The organism is Pseudoalteromonas sp. MB47 (genome assembly GCF_011319765.1).
Taxonomy (GTDB): domain Bacteria; phylum Pseudomonadota; class Gammaproteobacteria; order Enterobacterales; family Alteromonadaceae; genus Pseudoalteromonas; species Pseudoalteromonas simplex.
This window is the reverse complement of sequence record NZ_VFBD01000026.1, coordinates 272148-288380: the sequence shown is the minus strand read 5'-3', so window position 1 is coordinate 288380 and position 16233 is coordinate 272148. Positions and strand designations below refer to the sequence as shown.

The window sequence follows — 16233 nt, the reverse complement described above, 5'->3', positions numbered from 1 at the left end:
TTTATTTTTATGGGGCAAAGCAAGCTTGACCACATAAAGTTAACGTGAAATTTATACCCCTTATGCTTACTTTTACTCAAAACTTACCTGTTAAAAATATGACATTTAGTTGACAGACACGTGGAATGTACTAACTTTAGTTTTAGTAATTAACATGCTTTTAACAAAGTATTGCTAGATACTTTCCAACCAATTGGCAGCATTTGCTGGATGCAAATTAGCTGCCTATTCCTACTTCATGTTTAAGCATATAGCAAAGTAAAGCTTGGGCATCAGGGTGTTTATCTGCTTTTAACCCTGTTAAAACACCTTGTTGATCCGCCGCCGACTTATGCTGGCCTAACTTCTCCTTTGCCTGAATTGAGTCAAGTTCGATTTTAATACCCACTATGCCACGCAGTAATTTGGCTTGATAATCAGCTGGTAACAAACTGGTGTCGTTTAAAATACTTGGCTCGTATTGGCTAATTAACTCATTTAGGCAGGCTAAGGTGTTGTCATCATCAAGGTATTCTACTATGCCTTGGGCATGCACCGCAGCGTAGTTCCAGGTCGATACAGCTGGCTTCTCACTATACCAAGTGGGTGAAATATAACTATGTGGGCCATTAAAAACCACTAATACGCGGGTACCTTGCAAGCTTTTGCCGTGGCTATTAGCCCGTGACACATGACCATATAAGGTACCAAACTCGCCCTCATCGGGTTTATACACTAATGGTAGATGGGTTGCCTCAAACTCACTATCAACCATTAATGCAAAGCTGTAGGTTTTGATAAACTGCGATACTCGCTCTGGTGTCATTTTCCACTTGTTGGGTGTGTGCATGCTTTTCTCAATTTATTAAAAATTGCTCCGATTGCTTGAATCTAACATTGTAATTGATCAAGAGTTTTCTACTAGCCTTTAGCCACGACTTAAATCACAAATAATGTTATGTCCTTTAACCAATTCGAAAAAACTAACAAATAAAAAGGCCTTTTAACTACACACCTAATAAATGATAATGATTTACATTACTGTTCATTGAATGATATATTCCCATTAATCGGTACAGGGTGTTGCGGATTTTAATTAATTGGAGACTGAAGAAAAACTCTTCTTATCTCTTGGTTACTAAATCAATGTTAAAGGATATACACAATGGAAATTTTTAAACTGCCGCAATATCTATGGATTAATGATTCCAACTATCTAAAGAGAAAAACCTCCGTTTTGCTGGGGATATCATAAGCCCACTCCATGATTTTCCACTCGTCATGACTTTCAACATGACACAACAATAGCCTAAGCATAGGCCTCACTATTTATAGACGTAATAGGACTACGGATAAAAAATGACAAAGACTAACTACTTTAAACTCACGCCTGTCGCACTTTCTTGTTTAGCGATATTTAGTCAATCTTTACAGGCTGAGCAAAAAAAGCATAACGATATGGAAGTACTCACAGTCGTGGGTGAACAAAACAATGCTCAAAGCTATAAAGTTGAGCAAATGATTACCGCAACAGGTTTAGAGTTATCATTTCTTGAAACACCACAATCAACCACAGTCGTGACTGAGCAAGCGATAAAAGATCAACAACTAAACTCAGTTATTGAAGTGATGAACAGCGTAGCGGGGATTAATACCCGCCCTTCTGACAACGACCGATACTCAATCAGTGCCCGCGGTATTGGCGTAAGTAGTATTTTATATGACGGTGTGGCGACAACCTACGATACACGCTTTAACTATGGTGACAACTTAATGGATAGCGCAATTTATCAGCGCATAGAAGTTGTTCGCGGAGCAACTGGTTTGATGTTAGGTGCGGGCAGTCCATCGGCAGCTATCAATTTAGTGCGTAAGCGTCCGACAGAACAATTTCAAGCAAACGTAAGCCTAAGTATTGGTTCATGGCAACAGTTACGCGGTATTGTTGACTTATCGGGAGGTTTGAATCAAGACGCAAGCGTTCGAGGTCGAGTCGTCATAGCATATCAAGATCGCGAAAGTTATCAGCATCGTTACGAGCAACAAAGACAAACCCTTTACGGTATTATTGAAGCAGATTTAGGTCGTGACACATTACTAACCTTAGGAACTGATTATCAAGATACCAAGCCTGAAGGCTCAATGTCTGGTGGATTACCGCTATTTGACAACCAAGGAAATAGAACTAATTACAGTCACCACACATCAACTGCTCCTCGCTGGGCATCATCTAAAACCAAAGCGTTGAACAGCTTTGCCACGATTGAACATAACTTTAGTGATGACTGGCAAGTTAAAGCAAGCTACATCTATGGCGATAACGATTTAGAATATGATGTGTTATGGCCAACGGGTAACCCAGACCCAATAACCAATGAAGGAATGATACCTGGCTCACTTGCATTTATTGATGGCAATCGCACTCAACATACATACGACTTAAAATTATCGGGCCGTTTTATGTTACTCGATCGTTCTCAACAAGTTCTAATTGGTGTAAATCAGCAGAAACAAGAGTTTGCCAACCCATATTATGGCTCTTTAAATGAAGCACCGCCTTTAGGTGATTTTAGAGATCAAAACTTTACTTATCCTACCCCTCAATGGAGTGATGAAATCTTGTATGGCTCATGGGGAGAAACAAAGCAACAAGCAATATATCTTGCTTCTGATATTGAAGTAACTGACGCGCTTTCAATGGTTATAGGAGGACGGATTGATAATTGGGAAACTGAGCAAGACAATTTCGGAACCGTTCATAATTACGAAGTTGATAATGAATTTACGAGTTACATTGGCGCTACCTATACTGTTGGGCAAAATGTATCTTTGTATGCTAACTACACCGATATTTTCACACCACAAAGTAGAGTTCAATCCGATGGCAGCTACCTAGATCCTGTTAAGGGAAAAAACTACGAAGCAGGTGTTAAAGCAAGCCTATTTGAAGAAGCGCTAGACACCTCATTTTCAGTGTTTGAGATCCGTCAAGATAATGTTGGCGAAGCAACAGGAGAAACATTACCTGGTACTACTGTGCCTATTTACCGTGGTATTGATGGCACCAAAACGCAAGGATTCGAATTTGAAGCAAATGGTTCAATTAATGAGCATTGGAATGTTTATTTTGGATATAGCCAATTTGAAACAAAAGACCCTGATGGAGAAAAGATAACGACCACTAGCCCAAAACACCAAGTAAAGCTTTTCAGTACTTATGAATTAAATAATATACTAAGTGGTCTACAACTGGGAGCTGGTTTTAATTGGCAAAGTGAAATCAATAGAAATGTCACTAAGCCTGATAGAAGTTCAGTTGAGGTTAGTCAACAAAGTTATGCGCTTTTTCGACTAATGGCAAGATACAACGTAAACGAACAACTTACATTGCGCGCTAATTTAGAGAACGCATTTGATAAACGTTATTACAGCCAAATTGGGTTTTATAACCAGTTTCAATATGGCGCACCGAGAAACTTTAGTATCACTGCTCAATATCGTTTTTAATAACATACACGAGTAATAACTAAATTCGCCTCTATATACGAGGCGAATTTAGAAACAGAGTAAAAATCAGCTGAGTTTTCAACAGAAGCTCTGAGTTAGTAGAATAAGGTTTTATACACAAGTAAAACCAGTTCTAGCCATCAACAATAATACGTAACATGCGACGCAGTGGCTCAGCAGCACCCCATAACAGTTGGTCACCAACCGTAAACGCACTGATATACTCTGGGCCCATCGCTAATTTACGAATACGACCTACCGGAATAGACAGCGTGCCAGTTACTTTTACAGGCGTTAAATCTGTAGCGGTAATGTCGCGATCATTCGGGATCACTTTGACCCACTCATTGTGAGAAGCCAGAATTTCTTCAATTTGCTCAACGCTAATGTCTTTGCGCAGCTTAATTGTCATTGCTTGTGAGTGACAGCGCATTGCACCAATGCGAACACATAAGCCATCAACAGGGATAGGTTGTTCACTGCTGCCTAAAATCTTGTTCGCTTCAACTTGCGCTTTCCACTCTTCTTTACTTTGACCGCTTGGCATTGGTACATCAATCCAAGGGATAAGGCTACCGGCTAGAGGCACTCCAAACTGGTCTTGTGGTAAATCGCTTGAGGCAATTTTTTCGGTGACTAACTTATCAATTTCAAGAATCGCAGCATTTGGATCTGCCAGTTTGTCTGCCACTGTTTCGTGAATTGCACCCATTTGCGCAATTAGCTCTTTCATGTTGCGTGCGCCTGCGCCAGAAGCCGCTTGATATGTCATTGGGCTTACCCATTCAATCAAGTCTTGTTCAAATAAACCGCCTAGGGCTAATAGCATTAGTGATACGGTACAGTTACCGCCCACATAGGTTTTAACACCTTGCTCTAAACCTGCACTGATAACGTCTTTGTTTACTGGGTCTAGCACAATAATACTGTCGTCACTCATACGCAATGCCGATGCCGCATCAATCCAATAACCTTTCCAACCTGATTCACGTAATTGCGGGTAAACGGCTTTGGTATAGTCACCGCCTTGGCAAGTGACAATAATATCCATCTTCGCAAGCTCAGCGATATCATTGGCATCTAAAAGCGGTTTAGCTGGGCCAGCAAGATCAGGACCTAATTGACCGGTTTGTGAGGTGGTGAAAAAAGTCGTGTCGATATTAGAAAAATCATTTTCTTGCTGCATACGTTCTAATAACACAGAGCCAACCATGCCCCGCCAACCGACTAATCCTACTTTTTTCATTGTTTGTTCCACTGTTTGATTCATTCAAATTACCTAAACTGTTAAAAATTAAAGTCCATTGCGTGAGAATTTAATTTTTACAGGAGTAATCTAGCATTGCGGCCCAAGCAAAACCAGCGCTAACCGAGTAACATCAAAATTTTTCATCATCGTTTATTTAAGTAATGGACAAGCGTCTGGCAGTACCATGTTTAGCGCACCAGCATGCACTTCGAAACGTTGTTGCTTCGAGGTGATTGGCTCGCCATCTAAGTTTATTGGCATTTCTGTTTGTGTTTGCCATTCAAGCCAAGGCACTTGAAAGCGTTTTACCCACTGCTGTGATGAGTTAGGGTAATTGCTGAGCTCTTCGATAACCGCTGGTACATCTGAAATTGCAAATGAGGTAAACGCCACTAAATCAACCAAGCCATCATTTATGTACGCATGGGGCGCAAGGGGCTGACCGCCACCCGCTTGGCGTCCATTACACACGGCAGCGGCAATAATATCGCCCGAAGTTCGTTCACCATCAGGCAGCGTTAACTCGCCACTGTAAGGCACAAAACTTAGCGCTTGTACAAGCCCTGCCAAGGTATATGCGCCACCACCGAGTAAGTTTTTCAGTGCAGGCGGTGTGGTTGCGGTAATTTTTGCCCCAAAGCCAGCACTGGCTACATTCACAAAATAACGCTTATCAACCTCTACCGTATCAATTGCATGCGGCTGACCCTGTGCGGCAAGTTTAAGCGCTGGCAAGTACCCGTGAGGAATATTAGCGGCTGTAGCAAAATCATTTGCTGTGCCCATAGGTAAAATTGCAAGCTCTAAACGTTGTGACTTTTTCAGTTTCATTAATGCATTAACGGCTTCATTAACGGTGCCATCGCCACCAGCCACAACAACACGTTTTACACTTTCTGCGACGGCTTCATTAATAAAGCGCTCAATGTCACCGCCTTCATAGGTAACTCGCACTGCAAGTGGCTGACTAGTTCTAAATTGACCGATGGCGTCACGAAGCTGCTCATCAGCCGCTTTTTTACCATTTATAATTAACCGTAAGTCCATTTTTAATCCCTGTTTAAACACGTTGAACTACCATAACACGCAATGGTTTAATATACCCAAACTACCTCAAGATGCGAGTTTCAGTTGGAATTAAAAGCGATTTAGGCAAGGCATTGATTGCAAGTAATAGTGGTTCTATTGTTAAAATCAATAACGCAGTATAAATCGCTTTTAAACCAACCCTTTGGGCGCTTCACAGGCACTTACTCTCATCGTTGTTACTTCTTAAAAGGGACTGCCATTCTTGCAAAGTAACGCCTTGATATTAAGCACCTGTGAAACGCTGAATTCTGCATCTTGAGGTGGTTTGGGTATAGAAAAAAGCCCTGCTAGTGCAGGGCTAAATCAACGTTAGGATTTATTATTGTATCCTTCCTTGGTCAGAGTATTAGAACTGGTATTTGTACTCAATTGAGAACTCAGTGCCTTTCTCTTTAGAGCGAGTTAAAGTTCCCGCTGACTCTATTTCAGATTTTGCGCCCAAGATATTCGTCACTTTGAACTTCAAGCTTGAGTTGAAATCAGGGAAATAGGTGTAGTTAAAGTCTAGAGAGTGGAAAGGTTGCTCCATCCAATCTTCTTGACCTTCAATGCCAGGAATAATAATTCGCTCACCAAATACGTTATAGATTAGCGTTGAAGCATGCTGCCCACTAGGTGCGTCATAGCCTAACTGCATATTCACAACATATTTTGAATGGCCCGTCATGCGACGTGTTGTATTTGTAACCGCTGCAGAAACTCCTGTTTGTTCAACAATTGCCTGACGGTCCATGTTGATTTCTGAGTCACTTAACGTCACGTTACCTGTCATGAACACGTCTTGCCAGAATCCACCTAAGAAAGCAAAATCTTTCAGGTATTCAAATTCAACACCCGCAACATAACCATCTTCTGCATTAGCAATACGTACCAATGGTGGACCATCTTGTGCAGGTGATTGAACAGACTCAATTGGATCAACCATGTCTTTATAGAACACACCAACAGAGAAGTTCTCGCCCGTATCAAAATAGTTTTCCCAGCGGAAATCATAGTTTTTGATTTGCGTTGTACGTAAACCAGGCGTACCACCTACAGGGTATTCAGTAAGCGGATCGATGTAAGTTGCGTCAGAAATCTCACGTAAATCTGGGCGAACAACAGTTTCACCATAGCTTAAGCGCCATTGCGTTTCGTCACTTTGTACATAAGTTAATGCAAGTGCGCTATAAACGTCATCTTCACGGAATGCGAGCTGATCTAACTCATCATAATCAATTGAAGATGCAAGGCCACCAGTAAATGGGTCAAGAGGAACAGATACTTGACGGAAATCTTCCCAACGTAAACCACCGGTAATACGCCATGTATTATTGAAGAAGAAATCTGCTTCGAAGTAATAGGCATCCACTTTCTGCGCTGACTTATAGTCATCGCCTGAAACCGTTGTGTCGTTCAAGATTGGTTGCGTTAGTGTCGCGTTCGAGAGTACATCATCAGACAAAATAGTGTTTAACTCATTTCCGTTTAAGTCAACATCTGAGAATGCACGTGTATTGATATCAAAACGACGGTTAGTTGCTGAACGCTCTTTAGAGATAAAGTCAGCACCTGATTTAAGCTCAACATCCACGCCATCTAGCATGATAGGCAGTGTAAAGTTAAAACCGTAGTTCTCTACTTCATCATCCAAATTTTGGAATGTGTAACGCGCAGCCGTTGTTGCATTGGTTAGTGCACTTTCGTTTACTGTATCGTAAAACCCATCTTCATTGGCATCAGTAACAATAAAGCGAGTTTCCATATTACCTGGAGCGTAACGATTTGAGCGACCAATTGAATACTTCCAATCAAAACCCGCGTAATTCAACCAATCAAAAGTATGCATACCTTTTAATTGATTAACGATCAGCTCACGCTCTTCATAACGAACATCATACGAACGTACACGCTTGTTATCTGAGGTGTTGTTGTTTTGGTCAATACCTAAACGATCTGAAATTTTATCTTCAGTATCACGTAGGATTAAAGCTGTGTAGTCAACTTTATGCGCTTTGTCATACTCAACACCAACAGTAACCATACCTGATGTTTTAACCGTGTGTTCAGTACTTAGTACTTGGTCATAACCACGGATCATGGTTGTTGAGTTTTCACCAATCAAGAAGCCTTGACCTTGATACTCATCTGCAACAACGTGCTTATTATCGTAGCTAAGCGACGATAAGAAACCGTAGCGCCATTTATCTGATTCGAAGCTGTTACCTAATGTGGCAGTAAACTTCGTATTCGGGTCAACCTTTGCTGATTTTGGATCATAATCACGATTTAACGATAGGGCTAAAGCACGGCTTTGCTCTGGTGTTAAATCATCAAGCGATTGACCACTTTGGTATACATCAAGGATAGGACGTGGAATTTCGCGTGTGCCATCATCAACACCGTACCAATCATCCGAACCACCGTTGTATTCAAGGCCATCATCAAAGTTATTAGTGTTGTAACCAAGCTGACCCGACACATCAAATACAAATTGATCAGGAATTGATTTCAAACGAATATCAACGTTACCACCACCAAAAGACGCTGGCATTGACGGTGAATACGATTTTTGTACTGATAAACTTTCGATAATACCTGATGGAAATAAATCCAGTGGTAATACAGAACGTGTTGGATCTGGACTTGGTACAGCAGAGTTATTTAACTGTGTACTTGAATATCGCTCACCTAAACCACGAACGTAAATAAACTTACCATCAACAAGTGTTAAACCTGTTACACGGCGTAGCGCTGCAGCAGCGTCACTATCACCACTTCGTGAAATTTGCTCTGCACCCATAATATCAGCAACGAATGCTTGCTGTTTACGCTCTTCTAGAACAGCTGTTGCAGTGCCTTTTAAACGACTTGCACTAACAACAACTTCTTCAAGAACAGCTTCTTCGTCTGCTTCAGCTGCGTGTGCTGAGACACTCAAGCCGCATAAGATAGCTGCGCTTAGCGCTGTTAAGCTGAACTGTTTTGAATATTGTTTCATGTTTACCTCTATCTGAAATAAGTTACAGAAAGTTGTTTAAAGGTGCTAAACACGTTGTTTAGCACCTTGCTTACTGTGTTATTCCAGACCTACCGTCCAACCTTCAGTCCAGTTGTTATCAGCAGATACTGCACCAATGTGCGTTGTTGTATCGAAGAAACCGTCGATTGCTTTCACGTCTGTCGCTGTTGTTGTATCGATAGTAAAGATACCATTTACAACTTGCGTTTGACCTGTAGCAACTAAGTTACCTAATGTGTTTGTCCACCAGTTCTCAACGCTGAAATCTACACCACTTGGGTCTTTGAAGTTTTCAGAACATGCAATCACTGATGATTTAATCATTAAGGTGCCATCTTGAGCATTGTTCACTGTTTCACTTTCACCAGAAGCTGCACCTTCAATCTCAAGACATTCGCCCATGCCTTCAGGGCCCGTTACGATTGTGTTATAGATTTGTGCACCCGTACCTTCACGGAAGTACATACCTTCTGAGTCATCTTCACCGTCAAAGGTATTACCAATGATTGTTAAGTTAGCAATTGTTGGGTTTGACTTAGGCGTTTTAGACGGTGTAGACCCATCGTTGTCTGCTTCAATACCACGGTTCGCGTCTGAGTTATCAGCTGCTTGCTTAACAAGAATATGCTGCATTTTACCTTGGAAACCATTGTCCCAGTCGATGCTGTCATCTTGAATGCTTGTTAGTACTAAGTACTTCGCTTGTACGTTACCACCGAAGAATTCAACACCGTCATCCGCGTTTTGGTGAACTTGCACATACTCAACAGTAGTACCAGAACCAACACCACCGAACGTAATACCGTTTAATTCGTTATCTGGTGCGATTTCGTAACCACCATTCATCACACGAACATAACGCAGCGTACCTGAGTTGTCCGTTGTATCAGTACCACCGAACACGGCACCTGACTCCACACCTTCAACTTGAAGTGCACAATCGCCTTCTGCTGGACACTTGTTCGATGGTGCATTACCAAGAAGAACTAAACCACCCCATTGGCCCGCAGCTGTAGTACCGCCCATAACATCTTGGCTTGAAGTGAACGAGATTGGCTCATCTTTAGTACCGTTAGCATTAATTTTTGAACCACGGCTAATTACTAAGTAATCATCACCTGTACGGCCATATACTGTTACGCCTGGCTCGATTGTTAAAGTAGCTGAATCTGCATTATCATCACCTACAAATACTGCACCGCTTAATGCGTAGTAGTTACCCGCAGTAAGTGTTAAATCTGCAGTAATGCGACCAGACACTTCACATGTTGTTGTGCTGCCATCAACTGGAGAAATTGACGTTGTACCTGATGGACAACCTGCTACAGCTGGTGGTGCCGTTACTTCACCGCCACCGTAACCAAATGCCCAACCTTCACGCCAGTCATCTGAGTCATTTAATGCACCAACAAAGTCAACTGTATCGAAGAACGCATCAACAGTATTTGCTACATCTTGGCCAGCACCTAGTAATGGCGAGCCTGCAATTGGTTGACCGTTTGCACCAAGCATTGGCTTGTCATTGATTACGTTACCAGATTGTGCTGTAAACCATGTTTCAAGCTCAAGTAATGTGTTGCCGCTACCATCAACTGGATTTTTGAAGTTTTCGCCATTAGTACACGACATAAACGTGTTTTGCATTAAGATAGTGCCATCGTTAGCGTTATTTACTGTTTCGCTAGCACCGTCTTCTGCACCTTCAATCTCTAAACACTCACCCATTTCATCAGAGCCCGTGATCACTGAGTTATAAAGGTGTAAACCTGTACCTTCACGAAGGTAGATACCTTCAGCATCATCTTCACCATCAAAGTTGTTACCGATGATTGTTAAGTTAGAGATGATTGGTAATGATTTTGGTTCTTTAGAAGGTGTGCTACCGTCGTTATCTGCTTCGATACCACGGTTTGCATCTGTTGAATCAGGATCTTGTTCAACATAAACGAATTGCATTTTACCTTGGTAACCATTATCCCAGTCGATGCTATCGTCATCGATGCTTGTTAATACAACGTGCTTAAGGTTTACTGCACCACCGAAGAATTCAACACCATCATCTGAATTATTGTGAACTTGTAAGTATTCAACTGTAGTACCAGAACCAACAGCACCAAACGTAATACCATTTAGTTCGTTGTCTGGTGCAATTTCATAACCAGCGTTTTTAACAACAACATATTTTAATGTACCTGAATTATCTGTGTTATCCGTACCGCCAAATACAGCACCTGATTCAACACCTTCAACTTGAAGAGCACAATCGCCTTCAGCAGGACACTTATTAGAAATACCATTACCAAGAAGCACCATACCGCCCCATTGGCCTGCAGATGTTTCATCACCCACTACATCTTGCTTAGAAGTAAAGATGATAGGGTCGTTTTTAGTACCTGTAGCTTCAATTTTAGAGTCACGGCTAACAACTAGGTAATCAGAGCCGCTGTTACCGAATACGACCGCACCTGCTTCAATTGTTAATGTTGCACTGTCTGCTTTATCGTTACCAACAAATACTGCACCATCAAGTGCCCAGAATGCGTCTGTTGATAATGTTGTATCTTCTGTAATTACGCCTGAAAGAACTTGAACTGTTACATCACGACCTAATGCAGCAGATACTTCATTCGAAAGGCTTTGGCTGTATACACCTGGTAACTCTTCAGTTGTTGGTGGTGTAGTTGGGTTAGTAGGTGTAGTTGGTTGCTCAACTGTTTCGTCCACGTTGATGTTGATGTCACCACCGCCACAACCTGCTAAAGAGATTGCTGTAGCTACAAGACTAACCTTGAATAAGCCAGATAATTTCATTGTTCACTCCGTTAAGATAGATATTTAATTATTGTGTTAGCGCATAAACTCAAGTCACCGAAAAAGCACTAAAATTTAATGCTTTTGGGTCACTTGAGTTTTAAACTGCGACTACCTTACGGGAGCTGTATGACAAACTAGTTACACTTTAATAAACATAAAATGACAATATTAATTATTTAAAAAAGAGTAAGTTAGTTAATTTTAGGAACGGAAAAAAGCCGCCCGAAGGCAGCTTTGGTGTTGCGATTATAAATTAGTTCTTTTGTACGCTTACCTGTTGAATACGATTTAGAGTAAAGCGGTACGTAATGTTTCGGCGTGCACTTTTTCACGCTTCACATACTTGATCCATTGCTCAGCTAAACGCTGTGACTTTTTGTGTTTTTCCGCTTGCTCAAACGCTAAAATCGAGGCATCAAAATTTTGTAAATTGTACTGCGCCATACCTAAGGCAACATACACATTTGATTCAAACTCTAAGCCTCCTTTATCTAGGGCTTTACGTGCAGCATCCGCTGCTTCTTCATATTTTTCAAGGTTAATGCTTACCTCTGCAATACGTTGTTCGTACTGACCATGCGACACTAAATCAGCGGCTTTTGCAAAATAAGCAAGTGACTTTTCACCCTCTTTTGCTTGTACCATTGCTTCTGCAACAAAGGCATAGTTTTTCGCTGATTTTTCAGCGACACCGTCTTCCATAGCTTTACTCATCACGTTCGCCGCTTTAAAAGCCAGGCCGTTGTATAAATAAACTTGCGATAATTGACGTAAATCTGATTTAGATTTCATGAAACCTTGTTGATATGCCGCTTCTAAAATCGCTAATTGTTTTTTCTCTGCGCCCGTTTCACCGTACATGCCACCTAACTGAACCCAGTACTCTGGCTTGTTGTAAAGCTTAACTAAACGCTCAAGTACCTCTACCACCTTGTCAGACTGATTAAGTGAGTAATACATAGCACGTTGTAAGATTAACCAGTTTTCTTTTGGCATTTCACCTTTGCTGTCGGCTTCAGCGATAGCTAGGTTAATGTTCTCAATGCCTTTTTGGTAATCTTTAAGCTGATAATACGCTTGAGATTTTAATACGTAATAAGCATCTGTTTTCGGCTTGTCGTTAATCACATCCCACTGTGCTAAATATTTGATTACCTTTTCGTAATCGCTATTAGCCATGGCAAGTTGCGCTAAGCTAAAGGTGGTGCTTACACGTAATGTTTCTGGAATCGCATCTTCGTTTACTACTTTTTCAAACGAGGCAATTGCTTTATCTAAGTCGTTTTCGTTGTAGTAAATAAAACCGTAGAAATTATGCATCATGGCAATTTCATACGAGTTCATGCTTGAAGAGCGCTCTTGAATACTATCAAGTGCTTCTAGCCCTGCTTTTGCATCACCATCATCAGCCAGCTTTTGTGCTCGTGCTAATTGGCTATACACTTTTTCACGCAGTGCAGGTACTCGTTTGGTTTTTTGCTCCTCAGCGTAAGCTGTTGCAAGTGTCACACCTGGTAACATGCTAACAACGCTTGGGACTACAAGGCTGCTTGTGAAAGCAGCCGCGCAAATCACGGCAACTTTTAAAGGTTTCATAATCGCATTCCTCTTTTCTAACCGTTAATTTGGAAAGAAATTTTGTTCTGTACGCCCGCTACTTCAACAGCTTCACCGTTAACAACGCGCGGTTTATATTTAAATTTAAGTGCTGCATCCATCGCAGCGCGGTCAAACAGTGATTCTGGTTCAGCTTTAATCACTTTCGGGTCACGAACTGTGCCTTGCTTGGTTACTGTAAACTCAACAATCACATAGCCTTCGATACCACGCGATAAAGCTCGGCGCGGGTAAACAGGCGCTACTTTTACAATCGGTAGGTATTCACCATCGCTTGATTCAAGGGCTAAGCCGCCAGCTAAGTTAACGTCGGCTTCAACACTGGCACCAAAGTCAAAGTTGGCATTACTCGCGTTAGGATCACTGTTTTGCATTTGCGGTGATTCCATTGGTGGAGGTGGCTCTTTTGGCGTTGGTGGCTTTTGCGGTTTACGTTCTTTCTTTTGCACTGTCTCTTCTTTTTTCAGACGAACAAAATCAAGTACATTTCCTTTTACGGGCTCAGACATGGCCCCTTCACCACCGGTGATCAGTGCCTGCATGCCTAAAAACAGCATAACAGTCACGATACCAGCGATGATTAATGCAACTATATAACGCATTGCTCACATTCCTTATGATGCTTCTTGCGCAGCAATCGACACATCAAATGCGCCTGCAGCACGCGATGCATCCATTACTTTAATAAGTACATCGGTTGTGGCTTTCTTATCAGCTTGAATAACCACGCTACCTTGTGGGTTTTCAGCTTTTAAGCGCTCGATATTTGCTTGAACTGCACGAACATCTACTTGGCGTTTGTTGATCCAAATTTCACCTTTGTCAGAAATAGCAACTAAGATGTTGGCACGCTCTTTTTTCACTGCTGTTGCTGCTTCAGGGCGGTTTACATCAATACCGGCTTCTTTTACGAATGATGCTGTTACGATAAAGAAGATAAGCATGATGAAAACAACGTCTAGCATTGGCGTCATGTTGATTTCTTCAGCGTCGTCTTCTTGAAATAGGTTACCTAGTGGCGCTCTCATTGTTAGTCTCCTAGTGGGTGATGCTCACATCACCCTAAAATTCGTTTAGTGGTCTAAGACCATGTTGTCTTCAAGTAATTGCACTTCGCGTTTTGCACGACGTTGTAAGAACGTTGATGCGAAAACCCCTGAAAGTGCACCCACCATGCCGGCCATTGTTGGAATAGTGGCTTTAGACACCCCTGATGCCATCGAACGTGCACTGCCTGTGCCTGTGATTGCCATTACATCAAATACTTCGATCATGCCGGTTACGGTACCTAACAGACCTAAAAGTGGACATAACGCAACCATTACGTTGATTAGCGCAAGGTTATTATTTAGTTGCATGCCAGCGCGTGAAATCATCGCTTGGCGAATTTGCTCTGCGTTCCAGCTGTTACGCTCTGCTCTATTGCTCCAAGTGCTTTTTACGTCTTTCTTGTAGCGTTTAAAGCCACCAAAAAAATACATAAAACGCTCAAGTATCAATAACCACATCGCGAAGATGAGGACCCCGATGACCAAGAGAACTTGGCCACCTGTGTCGAGGAAATCACGTAGAGCATTGATTGCATCAATCAATAGCACCATGATTTATGCTCCTTTCTCGCTTCGCTCTGCGATGATACCTGCGCTTTGCTCTTGTAAAATCAACAGCATGTTTTTAGAGCGCGTGTTAAGAAGTGTGTATAAGAATACTGTAGGGATAGCCACAACCAGACCAAGTACCGTTGTTACAAGTGCCTGAGAAATACCACCCGCCATTAGTTTAGGGTCACCTGTACCAAACAAGGTAATTGCTTGGAAGGTGTTAATCATACCGGTTACCGTACCTAGTAGACCAAGTAGTGGGGCTACCACAGAGATAATCTTAATTAGCGTCAGGTTACGAGTAATTTTTGGCATTTCACGAATGATTGCTTCGCTTAATTTAAGCTCAAGCGTGTCGTACGCTACATCTGGGTACTGATCTTTCACTTTCATTACGCGACCAAGAGGGTTGTCATCACGTGCCACTGTGTCTTTAAGTTGACGACGGATTTTGCTACCCATAATCATTAGAGATACAAAACGCTCAAGTGCGATTAGTAAAGCGATTAAGCCAACACCTAAGATGATGTAACCAACCGTACCACCTTGGTGAACTTGCTCTTCAGTATCTGGTGCTTGTACTAAAAGACCTAAGATTGAACCGCCAGTTGGGTCAAGTGCAAACGGTACAACACCTGAGTTTGCTTGTTGTAAATCAGCTGCAGTTGCTGTGTAACGGCTGCTAGGCTGACGCGTAAGCTGGCTGATTGTATTTGTAGCTGGTGTGTACTCTAGGTATTTACCATCAGCGATTAAGTTAAATGCACCAACGCGCACCACTTCTTTTTGTGCTTTGCTGCCACCTTCGACGATAACATCTGTTGTAAAGCGAGATACTTTACCTTGCTCAGTCATTTCGCGCTGTAATTCAAACCATACTTTTTCGATATCATCGATAGAAGCAAGCTTTGACGTTGAACCCATTTTTTGTGCCAGCTCATCCATGAAGTTACTACGACCAGGAAGCTCTGCAGAAACAACTGACGTCATGAATTTATTGCTTGAATCACCCGCTACTTGTTGTAACACACCGAATAGCTCTTTAAGTGAACCCATGCGGTTTGAAAGCGTGTCTGTTAAGTTAGCTAGCTTTACTTCGTTTTCTTCAAATTGAGTTTCTAAACGCTCTGATTCGTTAAGCATTGCAGTACGTTTTGCTTGTGTATCTTTAAGCATTTGTACTTGTTCGTTTTGACGCGCCATGAACTCTTGTTCACGTTGTTTATTTTCAGCACTTTGCTGTGCTTTACCTTGCTCTAATGTTTTTAGTAATGAGTCTAAATCCATTGGCTCAGCTGCTAGGCTGCTACCAGCAAAACCAAGGCCAGCTGCAAACACGGCCATTTTTGTCATTTTCGTTAATAATTTCATCTCAA

At 41.8% G+C, this 16233-nt stretch carries 11 protein-coding genes; 1 reads left to right on the top strand and 10 read right to left on the bottom strand.

Annotated features, from left to right (window positions below; translation table 11 throughout):
• Positions 1–217: 217 nt before the first annotated feature.
• Entirely contained in the window at positions 218–829 is a 612-nt protein-coding gene (locus tag IMPJCBKJ_RS15165; protein WP_166340882.1) for an FMN-binding negative transcriptional regulator, read from the bottom strand.
• 608 nt (positions 830–1437) lie between these two features.
• Here IMPJCBKJ_RS15165 and IMPJCBKJ_RS15160 point away from each other — a divergent pair.
• Positions 1438–3486, top strand: coding sequence for a TonB-dependent siderophore receptor (locus IMPJCBKJ_RS15160; protein WP_240921047.1), 2049 nt, complete (start codon positions 1438–1440; stop codon positions 3484–3486).
• Positions 3487–3619: 133 nt separating this feature from the next.
• Here IMPJCBKJ_RS15160 and asd read toward each other — a convergent pair whose 3' ends face one another.
• The 9 genes from asd to IMPJCBKJ_RS15115 all read right to left on the bottom strand — a co-directional run bounded on the left by asd (position 3620) and on the right by IMPJCBKJ_RS15115 (position 16228).
• Positions 3620–4756, bottom strand: coding sequence for an aspartate-semialdehyde dehydrogenase (asd, locus tag IMPJCBKJ_RS15155; protein WP_166340880.1), 1137 nt, complete (start codon positions 4754–4756; stop codon positions 3620–3622).
• A gap of 129 nt (positions 4757–4885) precedes the next feature.
• The gene (gene yegS / locus IMPJCBKJ_RS15150) at positions 4886–5782 is read right to left on the bottom strand and encodes a lipid kinase YegS (RefSeq protein ID WP_166340879.1); all 897 of its coding nucleotides are present in this window, start codon (positions 5780–5782) and stop codon (positions 4886–4888) included.
• Between the two features lie 388 nt (positions 5783–6170).
• Complete coding sequence (locus IMPJCBKJ_RS15145; protein ID WP_166340878.1) at positions 6171–8804, bottom strand: TonB-dependent receptor; 2634 nt, start codon at positions 8802–8804, stop codon at positions 6171–6173.
• A gap of 78 nt (positions 8805–8882) precedes the next feature.
• Positions 8883–11636 (bottom strand): hypothetical protein, encoded by a 2754-nt coding sequence (locus IMPJCBKJ_RS15140; RefSeq protein ID WP_166340877.1) that lies wholly within the window; start codon positions 11634–11636, stop codon positions 8883–8885.
• Positions 11637–11927: 291 nt separating this feature from the next.
• A complete protein-coding gene (locus IMPJCBKJ_RS15135) occupies positions 11928–13235 on the bottom strand; it encodes a hypothetical protein (protein ID WP_166340876.1) in 1308 nt (435 codons plus the stop codon).
• 17 nt (positions 13236–13252) lie between these two features.
• On the bottom strand, positions 13253–13858 hold the full coding sequence (locus IMPJCBKJ_RS15130) for an energy transducer TonB (protein WP_054552071.1): 606 nt from the start codon (positions 13856–13858) through the stop codon (positions 13253–13255).
• A 12-nt stretch (positions 13859–13870) separates the two neighbouring features.
• Positions 13871–14284 (bottom strand): biopolymer transporter ExbD, encoded by a 414-nt coding sequence (locus IMPJCBKJ_RS15125; RefSeq protein ID WP_036971869.1) that lies wholly within the window; start codon positions 14282–14284, stop codon positions 13871–13873.
• Between the two features lie 45 nt (positions 14285–14329).
• A complete protein-coding gene (locus tag IMPJCBKJ_RS15120; RefSeq protein WP_054552070.1) occupies positions 14330–14857 on the bottom strand; it encodes a MotA/TolQ/ExbB proton channel family protein in 528 nt (175 codons plus the stop codon).
• Positions 14858–14860: 3 nt separating this feature from the next.
• Complete coding sequence (locus IMPJCBKJ_RS15115; RefSeq protein WP_054552069.1) at positions 14861–16228, bottom strand: MotA/TolQ/ExbB proton channel family protein; 1368 nt, start codon at positions 16226–16228, stop codon at positions 14861–14863.
• Positions 16229–16233: the final 5 nt, after the last annotated feature.